The sequence below is a fragment of the Phenylobacterium composti DSM 19425 genome, assembly GCF_059568645.1.
In genome coordinates this window covers 345,341-361,663 of the sequence record NZ_JCANTT010000011.1, presented here as the reverse complement: position 1 = coordinate 361,663, position 16,323 = coordinate 345,341, and the positions used below count along the sequence as shown (strand labels likewise).

The window sequence follows — 16,323 nt, the reverse complement described above, 5'->3', positions numbered from 1 at the left end:
ACCTCACGGGCGGGACACTTAATGACGTTGGACACGGTGACAATCGATCTGCCTGCGCCCGGGCCGCTGCGGCTGCCCGGGGCGGCGCTGTTCCTGGACCTGGACGGCACGCTCGCGCCCATAGCGGCGCGGCCCGACGACGTGCGCCCCGACCCGCGCCGGACCCGCCTGCTGGAGCGGCTGGGCCGCGCCTTGGACGGACGGCTGGCGGTGGTGAGCGGCCGCACCCTGGCCGATATCGACCGCATCCTGGAATCCAAGGTGGACTGCGTGGCCGCGGTGCACGGCCTCGTGCTGCGCGGCGTCGGCGGCGAGGTTCTCGCCACCCCGCCGCATCCGGGCCTGGCCGAGGCGGTCCGCCGGCTGCGCGCCTTCGCCGCCCGCGACCCCGGCCTGCTGGTGGAGGAGAAGGGCGCCAGCGTCGCCCTGCACTACCGTCTCGCCCGGTTCGAGGCCGCCGACGCCCAGGCCCTGGTGCGGGCCATCGCCGCCGACACGGGCCTGACCCGCCAGCAGGGCGACATGGTGGAGGAGCTGCGGACGCCGGGGCCGACCAAGGGCGACTCCGTCCGCGCCTTCATGCAGGCCGCGCGCTTCGCCGGCGCGGCCCCGATCTTCGTGGGCGACGACGCCACCGACGAGCACGGCTTCGAGGCGGCCCGGCGCCTGGGCGGCTTCGGCGTGCTGGTCGGCCCGCCGCGGGAGACCTGCGCCAGCTTCCGGCTGGCCGACGTGGCGGCGGTGATCGCCTGGCTGGAGGCTGCGGCCCAGGGCGGGAGCGATCCCCGATGAGCCGTCTGATCGTCGTGTCCAACCGGGTGAGCCCGCCGTCAGGCGAGGGTGACGAGAGCGTCGGCGGCCTCGCCATGGCGCTGGCCGCGGCCCTGCGGGAATATTCCGGCCTGTGGTTCGGCTGGAGCGGCAAGACCACCCCCGAATTCACCGGCCAGCTGAACATCGAGAAGGTGGGCGGGGTCACCGCCGCCACCGTGGACCTCGAGGAGATCGACCTCGAGGAATATTACAACGGCTACGCCAACAAGACGCTGTGGCCGCTGTTCCACTACCGCATCGACCTGGCCGCCTTCGACCGCAGCTACGGCGAGGGCTACCACCGGGTGAACCGCCGGTTCGCCGACACCCTGACCCCGCTGATCGAGCGGGACGACCTGATCTGGGTCCACGACTATCACCTGATCCCGCTTGGCCGGGAGCTGCGCAAGCAGGGGGTCCGCAACCGGATCGGCTTCTTCCTGCACATCCCCTGGCCGGCCCATCAGGTGTTCATCAACCTGCCCCGGCACCGGCAGCTGGTGGAGGCCATGTTCGAGTACGACGTGGTCGGCTTCCAGACCGCCGAGCACCTGCAGGCGTTCGAGGAATATGTGCTGAGCGAGGCCGGCGGCAGCCAGCCGGCCCCCGGGGTGCTGAAGGCGTTCGGCCGAACCCTCGAGGTGGGCGCCTTCCCGATCGGCATCGACGCCGAGGACTTCGCCAAGGCGCTGAAGAACAGCCGCGCCCGGCGGATGCGGGACCTGATGACCGCCTGCACCGTGTTCCGGAGCCTGATCGTGGGCGTCGACCGGCTCGACTATTCCAAGGGCCTGGAGGAGCGGTTCCTGGGCTTCGAGCGGTTCCTGACCGAGAATCCGGACATGCGCCGCGAGGTGCTGATGCTGCAGATCGCGCCGGTGAGCCGGGAGAGCGTCGAGGCCTATCAGCAGATCCGCGAGCGGCTGGATTCCCTGTCCGGCCGCATCAACGGCGCCTTCGCCGACGTGGACTGGGCGCCGATCCGCTATGTGAACAAGAACTACCGGCGCGACGAACTGGCCGGCATCTACGGCGCGGCCCGGGTGGGGCTGGTGACGCCCCTGCGCGACGGCATGAACCTGGTGGCCAAGGAATTCGTGGCGGCCCAGAACCCCGAGGACCCGGGCGTCCTGATCCTGTCGCGCTTCGCCGGGGCGGCCCGGCAGATGAAGGAGGCGCTGCTGGTCAATCCGAACAGCGCCGAGGAGATCGCCGACGCGCTTCGGCGGGCCCTGGCCATGGACCGGGACGAACGCATCCGCCGCTGGAGCGCCCTCTATGAGACGGTGCAGCGCGAGGACGTCACCGCCTGGCGCGACGCCTTCGTCCAGGCCCTGATCGGCCAGAAGACCGAGCACTCGGCCTTGGCGAGCTGATCCCGTCGCCGGGGTGCGGGGAGCGACTTTCCGGCCCTAGCGTTCAGCTTGACGAGAGACCGAGGAGTCCCCGGTGGCCGACAAGCTCGCCAAGTACCGTTCCATGCGCGACTTCGCGAAGACGGCCGAACCGGCCGGGGCGGAGAAAACGCGCGCCTCGAAGCGCCTGCGGTTCGTGGTCCAGAAGCACGCGGCCACCCGGCTGCACTACGACTTCCGCCTGGAGCTGGACGGGGTGTTCCTGTCCTGGGCGGTGACCCGCGGCCCCTCCCTCGATCCGGCCGACCGGCGCCTGGCGGTGCAGACCGAAGACCACCCGCTGGACTATGGCGACTTCGAGGGGACGATCCCCAAGGGCCAGTACGGCGGCGGCGCGGTGATGCTGTGGGACCGCGGCTACTGGGAGCCCGAGGGCGACCCGCACGCCATGCTCAAGAGGGGCGACCTGAAGTTCACCCTCGAGGGCGAGCGGATGAAGGGCTCGTGGGTGCTGGTGCGGATGAAGCGCCGCGAGCGCGAGAAGCGGGACAACTGGCTGCTCATCAAGCACCGGGACGGCTGGTCGCTGGACGACCAGGGCGACCTCCTGGTGGAGGGCGAGCTGACCTCGGTGGCGTCGGGACGGACCATGGACGAGATCGAGGCCGGCAAGGGCAAGGGGCCGACCCGGTTCATGACCGGCAAGGCCGGCCGGGCCTCGGGCAAGGACGTCTGGCAGTCGAACCGGGCCGATGCGGCGGCGGCCCCTGCCCCCAAGACCACCGCGGGGCCCAAACCGAAGCCGAAGGCCGCGGGCCTGCCGGGCTTCGTCGAGCCGCAACTGGCCAAGTCCGTGGACCGGCCGCCCGCCGGCGCGGGATGGGCCCATGAGATCAAGTTCGACGGCTACCGGCTGCAGCTTCGGGTGCAGGGCGGCAAGGCGACGCTGAAGACCCGCAAGGGCTTCGACTGGACGGCCAAGTTCAGGGAGATCGCCGCCGACGCCGCGGCCCTGCCCGACGGCCTCTACGACGGCGAGGCCTGCGCCCTGGACCATGCCGGTTCGCCCGACTTCCCCGCCCTCCAGGCCGCCCTGTCGGACGGCAAGACCCAGGACCTGGTGTTCTTCGTCTTCGACGCCCTGTTCCTCGACGGCGAGGACCTGCGCGGCCTGCCGCTGCGGGACCGCAAGGCGCGGCTGGAGCAGGTGATCGAAGCGGCCGGCCGCAAGGTCGCCCGGCGCATCCGCTATGTGGCCCACTTCGAGACCGCGGGCGATGCGGTGCTGCAGTCGGCCTGCCGCATGTCGCTGGAGGGCATCGTCTCCAAGCGGCTGGACGCCCCCTACCGCTCGGGCCGCACCGACGCCTGGCAGAAGTCCAAATGCCGGACCGGGCATGAGGTGGTGATCGGCGGCTGGACCGGCGAGAAGGGCCAGCTGCGCTCGCTGCTGGTGGGCGTCCACCGGGACGGCCGGCTGGTCTATGTGGGCCGGGTCGGCACCGGGTTCGGCCGCCCCACGGTGGCCAGGGTGCTGCCCCGCCTCGAGAAGGCGGCGGCCGACAAGAGCCCGTTCAGCGGCCCGAATGCGCCGCGAAAGACCGGCGACATCAACTGGGCCCGGCCCGAACTGGTGGCCGAGATCGAGTTCGCCGGCTTCACCGGCGACGGCAATGTACGCCAGGGCAGCTTCAAGGGCCTGCGCGAGGACAAGCCCTCCGACGAGGTGGAGGCCGAGACGCCGGCCCGAACCGAGCTGGCCGAGCCGAAGCCGAAGACGGCCAAGACGGCCAAGACGAAGGCGCCGGCGGCGGCGGCCCGGACCTCAAAGGCCGGCGACAACGTGGTCATGGGCGTGGTGCTGTCCAACCCCGACAAGGCGCTTTGGCCCGACGACGGGCAGGGCGGGGTGGTCACCAAGCTGGACCTTGCCCGCTACCTGGGGACGGTGGGCCCCTGGATGATGGAGCACATCAAGGGCCGCCCCTGCTCGATCATCCGCATGCCGGACGGGATCACCGGCGACCAGCGCTTCTTCCAGCGTCACGTTGGCAAGGGCTCCTCGTCCCTCATCTCCGAGGTGAAGGTGTTCGGCGACCACAAGCCCTATCTGCAGATCGACCGGATGGAGGCCCTGGCCGCCCTCGCCCAGATCGGGGCCGTGGAATACCACCCGTGGGGCTGCCAGCCCTTCCAGCCCGAGATTCCGGGCCGACTGATCTTCGATCTCGACCCGGACGAGGACATCCCCTTCGACCGGGTCATCGAGGCGGCGCTGGAGGTGAAGGCGCGGCTGGAGGCCCTGGGCCTCGTCCCCTTCTGCAAGACCACCGGCGGCAAGGGACTGCACGTGGTCACCCCGCTCACCGCCGACAAGAAGACCGACTGGAAGCTCGCCAAGGCCTTCGCCCAGGAGGTGTGCCTGGCGATCGCCGCCGACCAGCCCGACCGCTATGTGGTCAACATGGCCAAGGCCAGGCGCAAGGGCCGGATATTCCTCGACTATCTGCGCAACGACCGCATGTCGACGGCAGTGGCCCCGCTCTCGCCCCGCGGCCGCCCCCTGGCGCCGGTGTCGTTCCCGCTCACCTGGCGGCAGGTGAAGCCGGGCCTGGACCCCAAGGCCTGGACGATCCGGACCGCCCCCGCGCTGCTGAGAAAGACCAAGGCCTGGGCCGACTATTGCGACGCCGAACGGCCCCTCAAGGATGCGATCCGCAAGCTGAAGGCCAGCTAGGCGCGAGCGGGCGTCAGCGGGCCGCCTGACGCTTTGGCGCCGGCGCGGGGCTGACGCAGGCGGTCCGGACCTTCTCGTTGAGTTCGGCCCGTTCGTCGTCGCGCATCCGGTTCATGGCGAAGGACGTGGCCGTGCCCGCGAAGGGGACGATCAGATTGCCCACCACCTTGATGACCGCATGGCCCTCCTTGTTCTCGTCGAACCGGGCGACCTCCTTGCGGGCGGCGACGCAGCGCTTTGAGGTCCATTTGCGGTCGGTGGTGTCGAGGGCGAGAACGGTCTCGCGCGGAGAGGTGACGCAGCCGCCGAGCACCAGGGCGGCGCCGGCCAGGATCAACAGGGCGCGCATGGGCCTCTCCGGTTGCGAACGCATCGGAGGGCCAACACCGCCTCGCCTGGACGGTTCCCCCCAGACCGACACAATCGCGAAACACCGGCCGCGTACGTACCGCTATTACGAAAAAGCACTTCGAGGGGGAAACCGATGATGATCCGCCGCAGCCTCGCCGCCGCCTTCGGCGCGCTGGCCCTCGCCGCCGTGGCCGCGCCCGCCGCCGCCCAGGCGCCCGCCGAGGCCTTCGCTTCGGACGTGACCCAGGTGGTTAAAATCAGGCAGGGGGCGCTGAAGGGGCCGGTGAAGGACGGCGTGGCCTATCACCTGGGCATCCCCTACGCCGCCCCGCCCGTGGGCGATCTGCGCTGGAAGCCGCCCGCGGCGGCGCCCCAATGGGCTGGCGAGCGCGACGCCTCCAAGCCCGGCGCGAGCTGCCAGGCCGTCGAGGACTGCCTGACCCTGAACGTGGTGCGCCCCGCGAACGCCAAGGCCGGCGACAAGCTGCCGGTGATGGTCTGGATCCACGGCGGGGCCTATCTGATCGGGACCAGCATGGGCGCCTTCGGCGGCGACACCGAAGGGACGAACTTCGCCAAGCAGGGCATCGTCCACGTCAGCCTGAACTATCGCCTGGGCCGGGCCGGCTGGTTCGCCCATCCGGCGCTGACCAAGGAAGGCCCCACCGGCAACTACGGGATGATGGACCAGATCGCCGCCCTGAAGTGGGTGCGCGAGAACATCGCCGCCTTCGGGGGCGACCCGTCGAACGTCACCATCTATGGCGAGAGCGCCGGCGGTCTTTCGGTGCTGTACCTGATGCTCTCGCCCGACGCCCAGGGACTGTTCAGCAAGGTGATCGCCGAGAGCGGCTTCGCCCGGCACAATCCCGAACCCCTGGCCCAGGCCGAGGCCAAGGGCCTGGCCGCCGCCAAGGCCGCGGGGGTCGAAGGCGAGGACGCGGCGGCGGCCGCGGCGCTGCGCAAGCTGCCGCTGAGCGCCCTGCCCTACAGCGGCGGGTTCGTGGGCCGGGCAGGTCCGATCCTGGACGGCCGCTACATCACCTCGGGCATCGCCCAGGGCTTCGCGGCGGGCCGCCAGGCCAAGATCCCGCTGATGCTGGGCGGCAATTCCAACGAGGCCAGCCTGTTCCGGCCCCAGCCGGCGCAGCTCGACGCCCTGCCCGCCCCGGCCAAGGCCGCTGTCCTCAAGGCCTTCGACCCCGACGGCGCGGGCGATCTGGCGCGGGTGGTCAACGACTGGCAGACCGCCACCTTCATCACCGAGCCCGACCGCAACCTGGCCCGCATCCATTCCGGCGCCGGCCAGCCGACCTGGCTTTACTACTTCTCCTACGTGCCGCCGACGCAGGCGGCCAAGAAGCCCTATGGCGCGGCGCACACGGACGAGATCCGCTTCGTGTTCGGCGCGCCCAAGGCGAGCTTCGCCCCTGAGGACCTGCCGCTCTCCCAGGCCATGAACGGCTTCTGGGCGGCCTTCGCCAAGACCGGAAATCCCGGCCTGGCCTGGCCCGCCTTCCAGCCCGGCGAAACCTCGGTGGAATTCGGCAACGACGGGGTGCAGGTGCGCCGCGAGCACCTGAAGACGCGCCTCGACGTGGTCGAGGCGCTGCAGGCCAAGTAGCGGCCGGCTAGGCCCGCTTGCGCGCGGTGCTCTTCCGGGCGGCGGGCTTCTTGGCCGGGCCCGCCGACTTGCTTCCGGAGGCCGCCTTGCGCGAGCCGGCCGCCGCCCGGCCGCCGGTCTTGCGCCGGGCCCCGCCGCCCTCGCCCAAGCTGCGCTTGAGGGCCTCCATGAGGTCGATGACCTCGGCCTCCTTGGGCTCCTCGGGAGCGGTGACGGTGTGGCCCTTCTCCTTTTCCTTGATCAGCCGCCGCAGGGCGTCCTCGTAGCGGTCGTTGAACTGGGCGGGGTCGAAGGCGCCCTCCTGCTGCTCGATGATGCGGGCGGCGATGTCGACCATCTGGGCGTTGGCCTTGGCGCTGGGGATGCGCTCGAAGATCTCCTGGGCGTCGCGCACCTCCCCCTTGCTGCGCAGGGTGTAGGCGAGGATGCCCCGGTCGCGGGGCTCGAGGGCCATCAGCCGCTCGCGCTGGTGCATGACGAGGCGGCCGAGGGCCACCTTGCCGGCCTTGGCCATGGCCTCGCGGATGACGGTGAAGGCCTCCACCGCCATGTCGCCGTCCGGGACCAGGAAATAGGGATCGTTGAAGTAGAGCCGGTCGATGTCGTCGTGGTCGACGAAGCGCTCGATGTCGAGGGTCCGCGTCGTCTCCAGCTTCACGTTCTGGATCTCCTCGGGCGTGACGACGACGTAGCGGCCCTTCTCGATCTCGTAGCCCTTGACGATGTCCGAACGGTCCACCGGCCCCGTCTCCGGATCGGTGGGGATCATCCGGATGCGGTTCATGGTCTCCTTGTGGAGCATATTGAAACGCACCTCGCCCTCGCGGGAGGTGGCCGTGTAGAGCGCCACCGGGCAGCTCACGAGGGACAGGCGCAGGTAGCCCTGCCAGGTCGGACGGGTGGCCATGGGAGTCTCCGAATCAGAGTCCGGAAACGCCGAGCCGGGGGAATCCGTTCTCGGACCCGCGCCGGGGCCTAGTTCAGCCCCAGGGTGGGGAGGGTCGCGGCCTCGATGGCGTCGAGGCGGCTCTTGCGGAAGCCCGTCCGCACGCCGCTGTCCGAGCCGAACTCCATCAGGCGGTCCGAGGCGTCATAGGCGGGCCACTCGCCTGGCCCGCACCTGGGCGCGCCGGACCTGGCGAAGGCCACCCAGCAGGCGTGCATCAGGCTCGCCAGCGCCCGGTCCTCCTCGCTGACCACGCTCATGGGCGTGCGGCGGCCCCAGTATTCCCAGACGTAGGGAATCTCGGCGGCGTGGGCGGCGGCGGTCACGGCGGGCCGCATCCGCGTGGCCACGTAGGAGAAGTGGTAGAGCCAGGCGGGCGCGCCCGAGGCCGCCCTCGCCGCCACCCAGCGGGCCGGAGCGCCGAACACGCGGTCGGTGAAGACGGCCCGGGCCAAGCGCTCGTCCCCCGCCGCGGCCTCTTCGGCATAGACCGCGCGGGCGATGGGCGGGATCTGGGCCAGGATCGCCTTGGGGATCGGGCCGGGGCCCATCAGGCTGTCCTCGCCCGAGTTCCAGCCGATGATCAGGGGCACGTCGGCGAAGCGGCCGCCGGCCAGGGCCTGGGTGGCGGTCTCGGTCATCAGCCGCCCGTCGATGAAAGGCTCGTACGATCCGTCCAGCTGCGCCAGCTGGTCGGCCGGCAGGGCGCGGAGCTCCTCGGCGGTGGACGCGGCGATCCTGGTCCGGGCCAGGGCCTCGACCCCCGCCGTCTCTCGGTCGGCCAGGGTCCTGGGCTCGAACCAGCCGACGCCCGACTGGACGATGGCCTTGTGGTAGAGGCCCCGGGCCTCGGGCGTCGCCAGGAGCGCAAGGATGCTGACCCCGCCCGCGCTCTCGCCGAAGACGGTGACGTTGGACGGATCACCGCCGAACCGCGCGATGTTCCGTTGCACCCAGCGCAGGGCGGCGATCTGGTCCATCAGGCCGTAGTTGCCCAGCGGCCCGCCGTCGGCCGCCGCGGTGAGGGCCGGATGGGCGAACCAGCCGAGGGCGCCCAGGCGGTAGTTGATGGTGACCACCACCACCCCGTCGCGGGCGAAGTTGGAGCCGTCATAGACCCAGCCGGCGCCGTAGCGGTGCGAACCGCCGTGGATCCACACCATCACCGGCGCGCCCCTGGCGTCTGGCGGGGCATAGACGTTGAGGTGCAGGCAGTCCTCGGAGACAGGCCCGTTGGCGCCGCCGGCGTTGGGCGCGCCGTCCGTGCGCATGGGCTGGGGGCAGGAGGGACCGGCCTTCGTGGCGTCGCGATCGCCGATCCAGGCGGCGGGCGGAGCGGGCGGGGCCCAGCGCAGCGGCCCCACCGGCGGGGCGGCGTAGGGGATGTTGCGGAACACATGGGCGCGGTTATCGGCCTCGCCCACGAGGGCGCCGGTCTCGATCATCACCCGCGGCGCGGGCCCGGGCGCCTGAACCTCGCCCTGGCTCGGAGCCTGGGCCTGAGCCTGAGTCTGGGCCTGAGCCTGAGCCCGAACGTGAGCCTGGGCGCCCCCCGCCAGCAGCAGGGCCGCCGCCAATCCGATCAGCCGCCTGTGCATGTTCGCTTCCCCCTCGATCACCGGATTTAACGCGGTCGGCGGGCACGGCCGCAAGCGTCGCAGCGCAGCGTTACGCCCTGGCCGCCTTGCCCCAGCGGCGACTTGACCGGGCCGCGGCGATGGGGCCTGAAATCGGCATGACCACGATCGCCGACCCTGCCGTCCTCCAGGCCGCCTGGCGCGACGGCGGCCGGGCCCTGCGCGAGGGCCGCCCCGCCGAGGCCCTGGCGCTGTTCACCAGGATCACCCGCGAGGGGCAGCCGAACGGCGCGGTCTGGATCGGGGTGGCCATGGCCCACAAGGCCCTGGGCGATTCCGAGGCTGAGCGGTCGGCTCTGGAGTCGGCCCTGGCGCTGGAGCCGCGCAACGCCCACGCCCTGCTGATGATGGCCGACAGCTATGCGGCCGCGGGACGGGCCAAGAGCGCCTCGGCCTATTACGACGCGGTGGTGAAGCTGGCCGGCATGGGCCAGGTGGACCCCGGCCTGCAGGGCGAGGTGGCCCGGGCCCGGCAGATGCACGCCCACTACGCCGGGATCTATGAGCAGCACCTGCGCGGGGTGCTTTCGGGCCACGGGATCGACCGGCCCGAGGCGCGGCGGGCGCGCAAGGCCCTGGACCTGCTGCTGGGCAAGTCGCAGCTCTACCTGCAGCAGCCGCAGTACTTCTATTACCCCGAGCTGCCGAACATCGAATGGGCCGAGCGGGCGGACTTCCCCTGGATGGACAGGGTGGAGGCGGCCACCGACGCCATCCGCGGCGAGCTGCTGAAGGTGCTGGAGGAAGACACCGCCTTCCGGCCCTATGTGGAGGCCGTGGAGGGGCGGCCGACCTTCGACAACCTGGGCCTCCTGGGCAATCCGGCCTGGAGCGCCTTCTTCCTCTGGAAGGACGGCGAGGTGGTGGCCGAGAACGCCGCCCGCTGCCCCGAGACCATGAAGGCGCTGGAGGGGGTTCCGCTCTGCACCATTCCGGGCCGGACGCCCTCGGTGCTGTTCTCGCTGCTGCGGCCGGGGGCGCATATCCCGCCGCACCACGGCTTCATGAACGCCCGCTACATCTGCCACCTGCCGCTGATCGTGCCGGACAACTGCGGCATGCGGGTGGGGTCTGAGACCCGGCCGTGGAAGGTGGGCGAGGCCTGCATCTTCGACGATTCCATCGAGCACGAAGCCTGGAACCGGAACGCCGAGCACCTGCGGGTGGTGCTGATCTTCGACGTCTGGCGCCCCGAGCTGTCGGCCGCCGAGCGGGAGCTGATCAGCGCCACGCTCCAGGCCGTGGACGCCTATGGCGACGGCCCGCCGAAGGGCGACTGAGCGGCGTAGCGTTGCGAGGCTAGTGGAAGTCGCGGCTGCGGATCAGGCGGCCGCTGACCCTGGAATGGGCCTGGACGGGGGCCTGGTCCTCACGCAGTTCGGACAGGCGGTGGGAGAGGTCGATGAACCTCTCGGCCACCACATGGATCACATCCTGCTCCCGCTGCACTTGGCCCTCGACCACCAGGAACGAGGCCCCCATCACCGTGCGGCGGTTGGCCTCGAAGGTCTTGCGCCAGACGACGATGTTGGCGACGCCGGTCTCGTCCTCGATGGTCAGGAAGACGACCCCCTTGGCGGTGCCGGGCCGCTGTCGCACGAGGACCAGCCCGCCCACGGACAGCCGGCGCCGATCGCGGGCGCCCTTCAGGGCCGCGCAGCGCACGACGCCCATGGCCTCGAGGTCGGGACGGAAGAAGCTGAGCGGGTGGGCCTTCAGCGACAGGCTGGTGGTCCGGTAGTCCTCGACCACATGCTGGCCCGCGCTCATGAACGGCAGCTCGACCTGCGCTTCCTTCAGCGTCTGGCGGCGGAGGAGCGGAGCGGGCGCGGCGGCGGCGGCGAAGTCGTCGGTCAGGCCCTTGACCGCCCATAGGGCCTCGCGCCGGGCGATCCCCAGGCTGCGGAAGGCGTCCGCCTCGGCCAGCAGCTCCAGGGCCCGGCGGGTGACGCCGGGATGGCGGGCGAAGTCCTGGACGGTGCGGCAGCCGGCCCGGCGGGCAGCCACGAGCGCCTCGCCGTCGGCTTCCTTCTTCAGCCCCTTGATCTGCCGCAGGCCCAGGCGGACGGGCCGGTATTTCTCGCGCGGGTCGTCCCTGGGTTCGAGGGTGCAGTCCCACTCGCTGGCCATGATGTCGGGGGGACGCACCTCCACGCCGTGCTCGCGGGCGTCCCGCACCAGCTGGGCCGGCTGGTAGAAGCCCATGGGCTGGCTGTTGAGCAGCGAGACCAGGAAGACGTCCGGGTGATGGCGTTTCACCCAGGCTGAGGCGTAGACGAGGATGGCGAAGCTGATGGCGTGGCTTTCCGGGAAGCCGTAGGAGCCGAAGCCCTCGATCTGCTGGAAGCAGCGGCGGGCGAACTCGGGATCGTAGCCCCGGGCGACCATGCCTTCGAAGAACTTCACCCCGTACTCGCCCACCGAGCCCAGGTTGCGGAAGGTGGCCATGGACCGGCGCAGGCCGTCGGCGTCGTCGTCCGAGAATTGGGCGCCGATGATCGCCACCTTCATGGCCTGCTCCTGGAAGAGCGGCACGCCCAGGGTCTTCTTCAGCACCGCCTCCAGCTCCCCTTGCGGATACTGGGGGCCGGGGCGCGGATAGGTGACGCTCTCCGGGTCGGCCCGGCGCTTCAGATAGGGGTGGACCATGTCCCCCTGGATCGGACCGGGTCGGACGATCGCCACCTCGATCACCAGATCGTAGAACCGCCGGGGCTTGAGCCTGGGCAGCATGGACATCTGCGCCCGGCTCTCCACCTGGAAGACACCCACCGAATCCGCCCGGCAGAGCATGTCGTAGACGGCCGGGTCCTCCTGCGGGATCTCGGTGATGTCGCTCATGCCGAGGAGGTCGAGGCTCTTCTTCAGGGCGGTGAGCATGCCGAGGGCCAGGATGTCGACCTTCATCAGCTCCAGGGCGTCGATGTCGTCCTTGTCCCATTCGATAAAGGTGCGGTCCTTCATGGCCGCGTTGCCGATGGGGACCGTCTCGTCCAGCCGGCGCTTGGTGAGCACATAGCCGCCCACGTGCTGGGACAGGTGGCGGGGAAAGCCCAGCAGCTGGTGGGCAAGCGTGGTGGCCCGGCGGATCTCCGGCGCATCGGGATCGAGGCCGGCCTGGCGGATGTGCTCGTCGGGGACGCCGTCGCCGTAGCTGCCCCAGACGGTGTTCGCCAGGGCGGCGGTGACATCCTCGGTCAGGCCCAGGGCCTTGCCCACCTGGCGGATGGCCATGCGCGGGCGGTAGTGGATGACCGTCGCCACGATGGCCGCACGGTCGCGTCCGTAGCGGTCGTAGACGTACTGCATCACCTCTTCGCGTCGGGCGTGCTCGAAGTCGACGTCGATGTCCGGCGGCTCCCCGCGCTTCTCGGAGATGAAGCGGGAGAAGAGCAGGTCCTGGTCTTCCTTGGTGGGGTCCACCGCGGTGATGCCGAGGGCGAAGCAGACGCAGGAATTGGCCGCCGAGCCGCGCCCCTGGCAGAGGATGCCCTGCCTCCTGGCCCAGGCGACGATGTCGTGGACCGTCAGGAAGTAGTTGGCGAACTTGAGCTTCTCGATGAGGTCGAGCTCGCGCTTGATGGTGCGGCGCTCCTTCCGCCGCAGCCCCTTGGAGAACCGGTGCTGCGCCCCGCGCCAGGTGAGGCGGCGGAGGTGGTGGATGGCCGTGTCGCCGGGGGGCACCGGCTCGTCCGGATATTCGTAGCGCAGCTGGGACAGGTCGAAGCCGACGCGCTCGGCGATCTCGGCGCTGCGCTCCACCGCCCCGGGGAACCTGGCGAACAGGCGGGCCATCTCGTCCGGGGCCTTCAGGTGGCGCTCGGCGTTGGCCTCCAGGCGCAGGCCGGCCTCGGCGATGGTGCAGCCCTCGCGAATGCAGGTGAGCACGTCCTGCAGGGGCCGTCGTTCGGGGCCGTGGTAGAGGACGTCGTTCACGGCCACCATGGGCGCCCCGTGGCGGCGCGCCAGGGCGTCCAGCTGGGCCAGGCGCTTCAGGTCGCGGGCCTGGTAGCGGCGGGCGGCGGCCAGCCAGACGTCGGGCAGGTCCCCGGCGATGCGCCGAAGCTGCGCCTCGAAAGCCTCGTCCAGGCGGTCGGGGGGAACCACCAGGACCAGCTGCCCCTCGGCGTGGTCCAGGAAGTCGTCCCAGTGCAGCTCGCATTCGCCCTTGGGCGAGCGGCGCTGGCCCACGGTGAGCAGGCGGGTGAGACGCCCATAGGCCTCCCGGTCCGACGGATAGACCAGCAGGCTGGGTGCGCCGTCGGCGAAGTCCAGCCGGCAGCCGGTGAGCGCCCGGATGGTCGAGCCGCCGGCGCGGAGCTTCTTCATGGCCGACCAGGCGCGCACCACTCCGGCCAGGGTGTTGCGGTCGCAGATCCCGATGGCCTCCAGACCCAGGGCGGCGGCCCCCGTCACCAGCTCATGCGGGTGCGAGGCTCCCCTGAGGAACGAGAAGTTGGTGGTGGCCTGAAGCTCGGCGTAGCGGGTCATCCGAACAGCCCGTGCAGCCACCATTTCGGCGGGGCCTCCGGATCGCCGTAGAGGCCGGCCCGGAACAGCCAGAAGCGGGCGCCGTCCTCGTCCTCCACCCGGTAGTAGTCGCGCACCTGGGCGATGGAGACATCGCCGATCTCCCGGCGCCACCACTCCTCCCCGATGCGCTCGGGCCCCTCGGCGCAGCGCACCTGGTGCAGCCGGCCGCGCCAGCGGAACCGCCGGGGCGGCTCGTCCGGGGTCACGGCGAAGACCTGGTCCAGGGGCTCGGGCCGGCGGAAGAGACGCAAGGGCCGCGGGACCTCGGGATCCCAGGGCGCAACCTCCGCCGCCCGGCCGGTCCGGTCCTCGGCGAAGACCGGGGTGCGGCGGGCGGCCTGTTCGGGCACATGGCTCTCCACCGCCGCCGCCCGCCAGACCCGATCCGGCCCCAGGCGATTGGCCAGCCGATCGACCAGGGGGATCAGGCCATCCTCGGGGGCGGGGGCAAGGCCGCCCAGGGCATCGCCCTGCCGCCCCGACACCGCCTCCACCTCATGGGCCCAGGCCAGCACCGCCTCCACCCCAAAGCCGGGATCGATCGCCTCGATCTTGGGCGCAAGGAGCCTGGCGATGCGGGCCGCGTCCCGCCCGGGCGCCGCCAGGCCGACCTCCACCGCGGGAAGCCGGCCGTCCACCCGGCAGAAGCCGACTTCGAACCGGCGCGCCCCCCGGCCATGGGCCTCCAGCCGGGCGCACAGGCGGGCGCAGACATCGGCCGTCACCCGGGCCATGTCCTCAGGTGCGGCGATCGGCTCGAAGAAGGCCAGTCTCGCCACCCAGGGCGTGGGCGGGCGACGGAAGGCCAGGGCCTCGGCCCAGCGCCCCAAGGCCTGGTCGATCCGCATCAGGACCTGGGCCCCGAAACGGCGTCCGAGCGGCGCGCGGGGAATCTCCAGGAGCTGGCCCGCCCGCCGGAACCCCAGGCGTTCGAGCTGGGCGACGGCCTCGGGCTCGAGGCGGAGGGCCGCCGGCGGCAGGGGCGCGAGCAGCGCCGCGTGCCCGCCGGGCGGGGCGATGGTCCCGTCCGTCCCGAAGTGGGCGAGGGCCCAGGCGGCCCCCGGGGTGTCGGCGATGGCCAGGCGGAAGGGCAGGCCGTTGCGGCGAAGGCGGGCGCGCAGGTCGGCCATCATCTCCGCCTCGTCGCCCCAGAGGTGAGAGACGCCGGTGATGTCGAGGAACAGACCGTCGGGCGGATCGGGGGCCACGGCGGGGGAGAAGCGGACGCACCAGTCCACCAGCTCGCCCAGGACGCGGGCGTCGGCCTCGGGCTCGGCCTCGGCGGTGACCAGGGACGGAACCAGGGCCTTGGCGTCGGCGGCCTTCTGGCCGGAAAACAGCCCCTGTTTCCTGGCCGCGCCATTGACGGCGTGCAGACGCCGCACCCCGGCCACGGTCTCCACCAGAGCGAAGGGGGCGTCAGGCGGCGTGGCTGATCCGGGGTGTCGCCGGCGCCAGTTGGCGATCGCCCACAGGGGCGACCAGGCGCAGAGGATGCGCGACATCGCCTCCCTCCTCACAAGGGGTTGGGCCAGGGATGGGGCCGTAGGCGGCCGAGGCCTCCAGGATCCAGGCGCCGCTCCGCCCGCCCCGGCAGCGCTCCAGAACGGCCCGGAACCGGGGCGGCCCCAGATAGAGGCCGGCCACTGTCTCCGAAGGGGCCGAGGCGACCCGCCAGCGGGTGGCCGCCGCCGAGCCCGCGGTCGCGCCCCGGGCGCCGCCGCCGTAGGGCCGTCGGCGCAGGACGAACCCCGTGCTCCCCCGCCGCTCGCAGGCCAGCTGCAGCCGGCGTCCGGCGGTGAGGTCCACGTCCTCGACCTCGGCCACGACGCAAGCCACCCCCGCCGTGGCCAGGGCGTCCTCCGCCACGGACAGCACGTCGGCGTCGTCCCGGGCGCAGACGCAGATCAGGCGATTGGCCGGAAAGCCCAGGCCGGCCAGGCCCGGCGCCCAGAGGTCGTCCCGGCGCATGATCCAGACCGCTTCGCCCCGACCGGCCAGGGGTGCGGCGACCAGGGCCGTAAAGGCGGCCGGCGCGGCGCAGGTTTCGGCCTCCATCCCCTCGCCCGCCACCTCGTGCCAGCACCCGAGGGGCAGGCCGCCGCCGGGCAGGCAGGCGTCGATCTCCGGGGCGCCGAACGGCAGGCGGCCGGCCTCCGACCGGGCCCCGCTTTCCAGGGCGGCGATCTTCGCCTGCAACGCAGCAAGCTGCCTGCCGCGAAAATCCGACATGGCCTCAGGGACTCCTTTCGTTCCATTTTTGTTCTCACAGCGGACCGAGGGGAGTCAAGGTTGCGACCGGCGGCTAGCCGGCGAGGGGCGAAGCG

General features: G+C 71.7%; 11 protein-coding genes. 5 read left to right on the top strand and 6 right to left on the bottom strand.

The window, feature by feature from the left end; all coding sequences use genetic code 11:
- Positions 1-21 precede the first annotated feature (21 nt).
- From otsB to ligD, 3 genes are all read left to right on the top strand, one after another.
- A complete protein-coding gene (gene otsB / locus BO64_RS04715) occupies positions 22-792 on the top strand; it encodes a trehalose-phosphatase (protein WP_496402119.1) in 771 nt (256 codons plus the stop codon).
- A complete protein-coding gene (locus BO64_RS04710) occupies positions 789-2,189 on the top strand; it encodes an alpha,alpha-trehalose-phosphate synthase (UDP-forming) (protein WP_496402118.1) in 1,401 nt (466 codons plus the stop codon). The genes otsB and BO64_RS04710 overlap by 4 nt, the downstream gene beginning before the upstream one ends.
- Positions 2,190-2,262: 73 nt before the next feature.
- Complete coding sequence (gene ligD, locus BO64_RS04705; protein WP_496402117.1) at positions 2,263-4,905, top strand: DNA ligase D; 2,643 nt, start codon at positions 2,263-2,265, stop codon at positions 4,903-4,905.
- A 13-nt stretch (positions 4,906-4,918) separates the two neighbouring features.
- Here ligD and BO64_RS04700 read toward each other — a convergent pair whose 3' ends face one another.
- Positions 4,919-5,254, bottom strand: coding sequence for a hypothetical protein (locus BO64_RS04700; protein ID WP_496402116.1), 336 nt, complete (start codon positions 5,252-5,254; stop codon positions 4,919-4,921).
- Positions 5,255-5,389: 135 nt separating this feature from the next.
- Here BO64_RS04700 and BO64_RS04695 point away from each other — a divergent pair, with 135 nt between their 5' ends.
- Complete coding sequence (locus BO64_RS04695) at positions 5,390-6,880, top strand: carboxylesterase/lipase family protein (protein ID WP_496402115.1); 1,491 nt, start codon at positions 5,390-5,392, stop codon at positions 6,878-6,880.
- Between the two features lie 7 nt (positions 6,881-6,887).
- Here the strand turns inward: BO64_RS04695 and ku are convergent, their stop codons facing one another.
- A complete protein-coding gene (gene ku, locus BO64_RS04690) occupies positions 6,888-7,787 on the bottom strand; it encodes a non-homologous end joining protein Ku (protein ID WP_496402114.1) in 900 nt (299 codons plus the stop codon).
- Between the two features lie 68 nt (positions 7,788-7,855).
- Entirely contained in the window at positions 7,856-9,424 is a 1,569-nt protein-coding gene (locus BO64_RS04685) for a carboxylesterase/lipase family protein (RefSeq protein ID WP_496402113.1), read from the bottom strand.
- Between the two features lie 137 nt (positions 9,425-9,561).
- On the opposite strand from BO64_RS04685, the gene BO64_RS04680 reads away from it, so the two are divergent.
- Entirely contained in the window at positions 9,562-10,743 is a 1,182-nt protein-coding gene (locus tag BO64_RS04680; protein ID WP_496402112.1) for an aspartyl/asparaginyl beta-hydroxylase domain-containing protein, read from the top strand.
- A gap of 19 nt (positions 10,744-10,762) precedes the next feature.
- Here the strand turns inward: BO64_RS04680 and BO64_RS04675 are convergent, their stop codons facing one another.
- Genes BO64_RS04675 through BO64_RS04665 form a run of 3 tightly spaced genes read right to left on the bottom strand, consistent with a single transcriptional unit; the run spans position 10,763 to position 16,228 of the window.
- Positions 10,763-13,954 carry an error-prone DNA polymerase gene (locus BO64_RS04675; RefSeq protein ID WP_496402111.1) on the bottom strand — a complete coding sequence of 1,064 codons (3,192 nt, stop codon included), beginning with the start codon at positions 13,952-13,954 and terminating at the stop codon, positions 10,763-10,765.
- Positions 13,951-15,501 carry a DUF6504 family protein gene (locus tag BO64_RS04670; RefSeq protein ID WP_496402110.1) on the bottom strand — a complete coding sequence of 517 codons (1,551 nt, stop codon included), beginning with the start codon at positions 15,499-15,501 and terminating at the stop codon, positions 13,951-13,953. The genes BO64_RS04675 and BO64_RS04670 overlap by 4 nt, the downstream gene beginning before the upstream one ends.
- Complete coding sequence (locus tag BO64_RS04665) at positions 15,416-16,228, bottom strand: ImuA family protein (RefSeq protein WP_496402109.1); 813 nt, start codon at positions 16,226-16,228, stop codon at positions 15,416-15,418. Before BO64_RS04665 ends, BO64_RS04670 begins: the two co-directional genes overlap by 86 nt.
- Positions 16,229-16,323 lie beyond the last annotated feature (95 nt).

Bases quoted from the DNA above. Each gene is read 5' to 3' on its own strand.
- BO64_RS04670 (WP_496402110.1), bottom strand. From the start codon at position 15,501: ATGTCGCGCATCCTCTGCGCCTGGTCGCCCCTGTGGGCGATCGCCAAC.
- ku (WP_496402114.1), bottom strand. From the start codon at position 7,787: ATGGCCACCCGTCCGACCTGGCAGGGCTACCTGCGCCTGTCCCTCGTG.
- otsB (WP_496402119.1), top strand. From the start codon at position 22: ATGACGTTGGACACGGTGACAATCGATCTGCCTGCGCCCGGGCCGCTG.
- BO64_RS04665 (WP_496402109.1), bottom strand. From the start codon at position 16,228: ATGTCGGATTTTCGCGGCAGGCAGCTTGCTGCGTTGCAGGCGAAGATC.
- BO64_RS04700 (WP_496402116.1), bottom strand. From the start codon at position 5,254: ATGCGCGCCCTGTTGATCCTGGCCGGCGCCGCCCTGGTGCTCGGCGGC.
- BO64_RS04680 (WP_496402112.1), top strand. From the start codon at position 9,562: ATGACCACGATCGCCGACCCTGCCGTCCTCCAGGCCGCCTGGCGCGAC.
- BO64_RS04710 (WP_496402118.1), top strand. From the start codon at position 789: ATGAGCCGTCTGATCGTCGTGTCCAACCGGGTGAGCCCGCCGTCAGGC.
- BO64_RS04685 (WP_496402113.1), bottom strand. From the start codon at position 9,424: ATGCACAGGCGGCTGATCGGATTGGCGGCGGCCCTGCTGCTGGCGGGG.
- BO64_RS04675 (WP_496402111.1), bottom strand. From the start codon at position 13,954: ATGACCCGCTACGCCGAGCTTCAGGCCACCACCAACTTCTCGTTCCTC.
- BO64_RS04695 (WP_496402115.1), top strand. From the start codon at position 5,390: ATGATGATCCGCCGCAGCCTCGCCGCCGCCTTCGGCGCGCTGGCCCTC.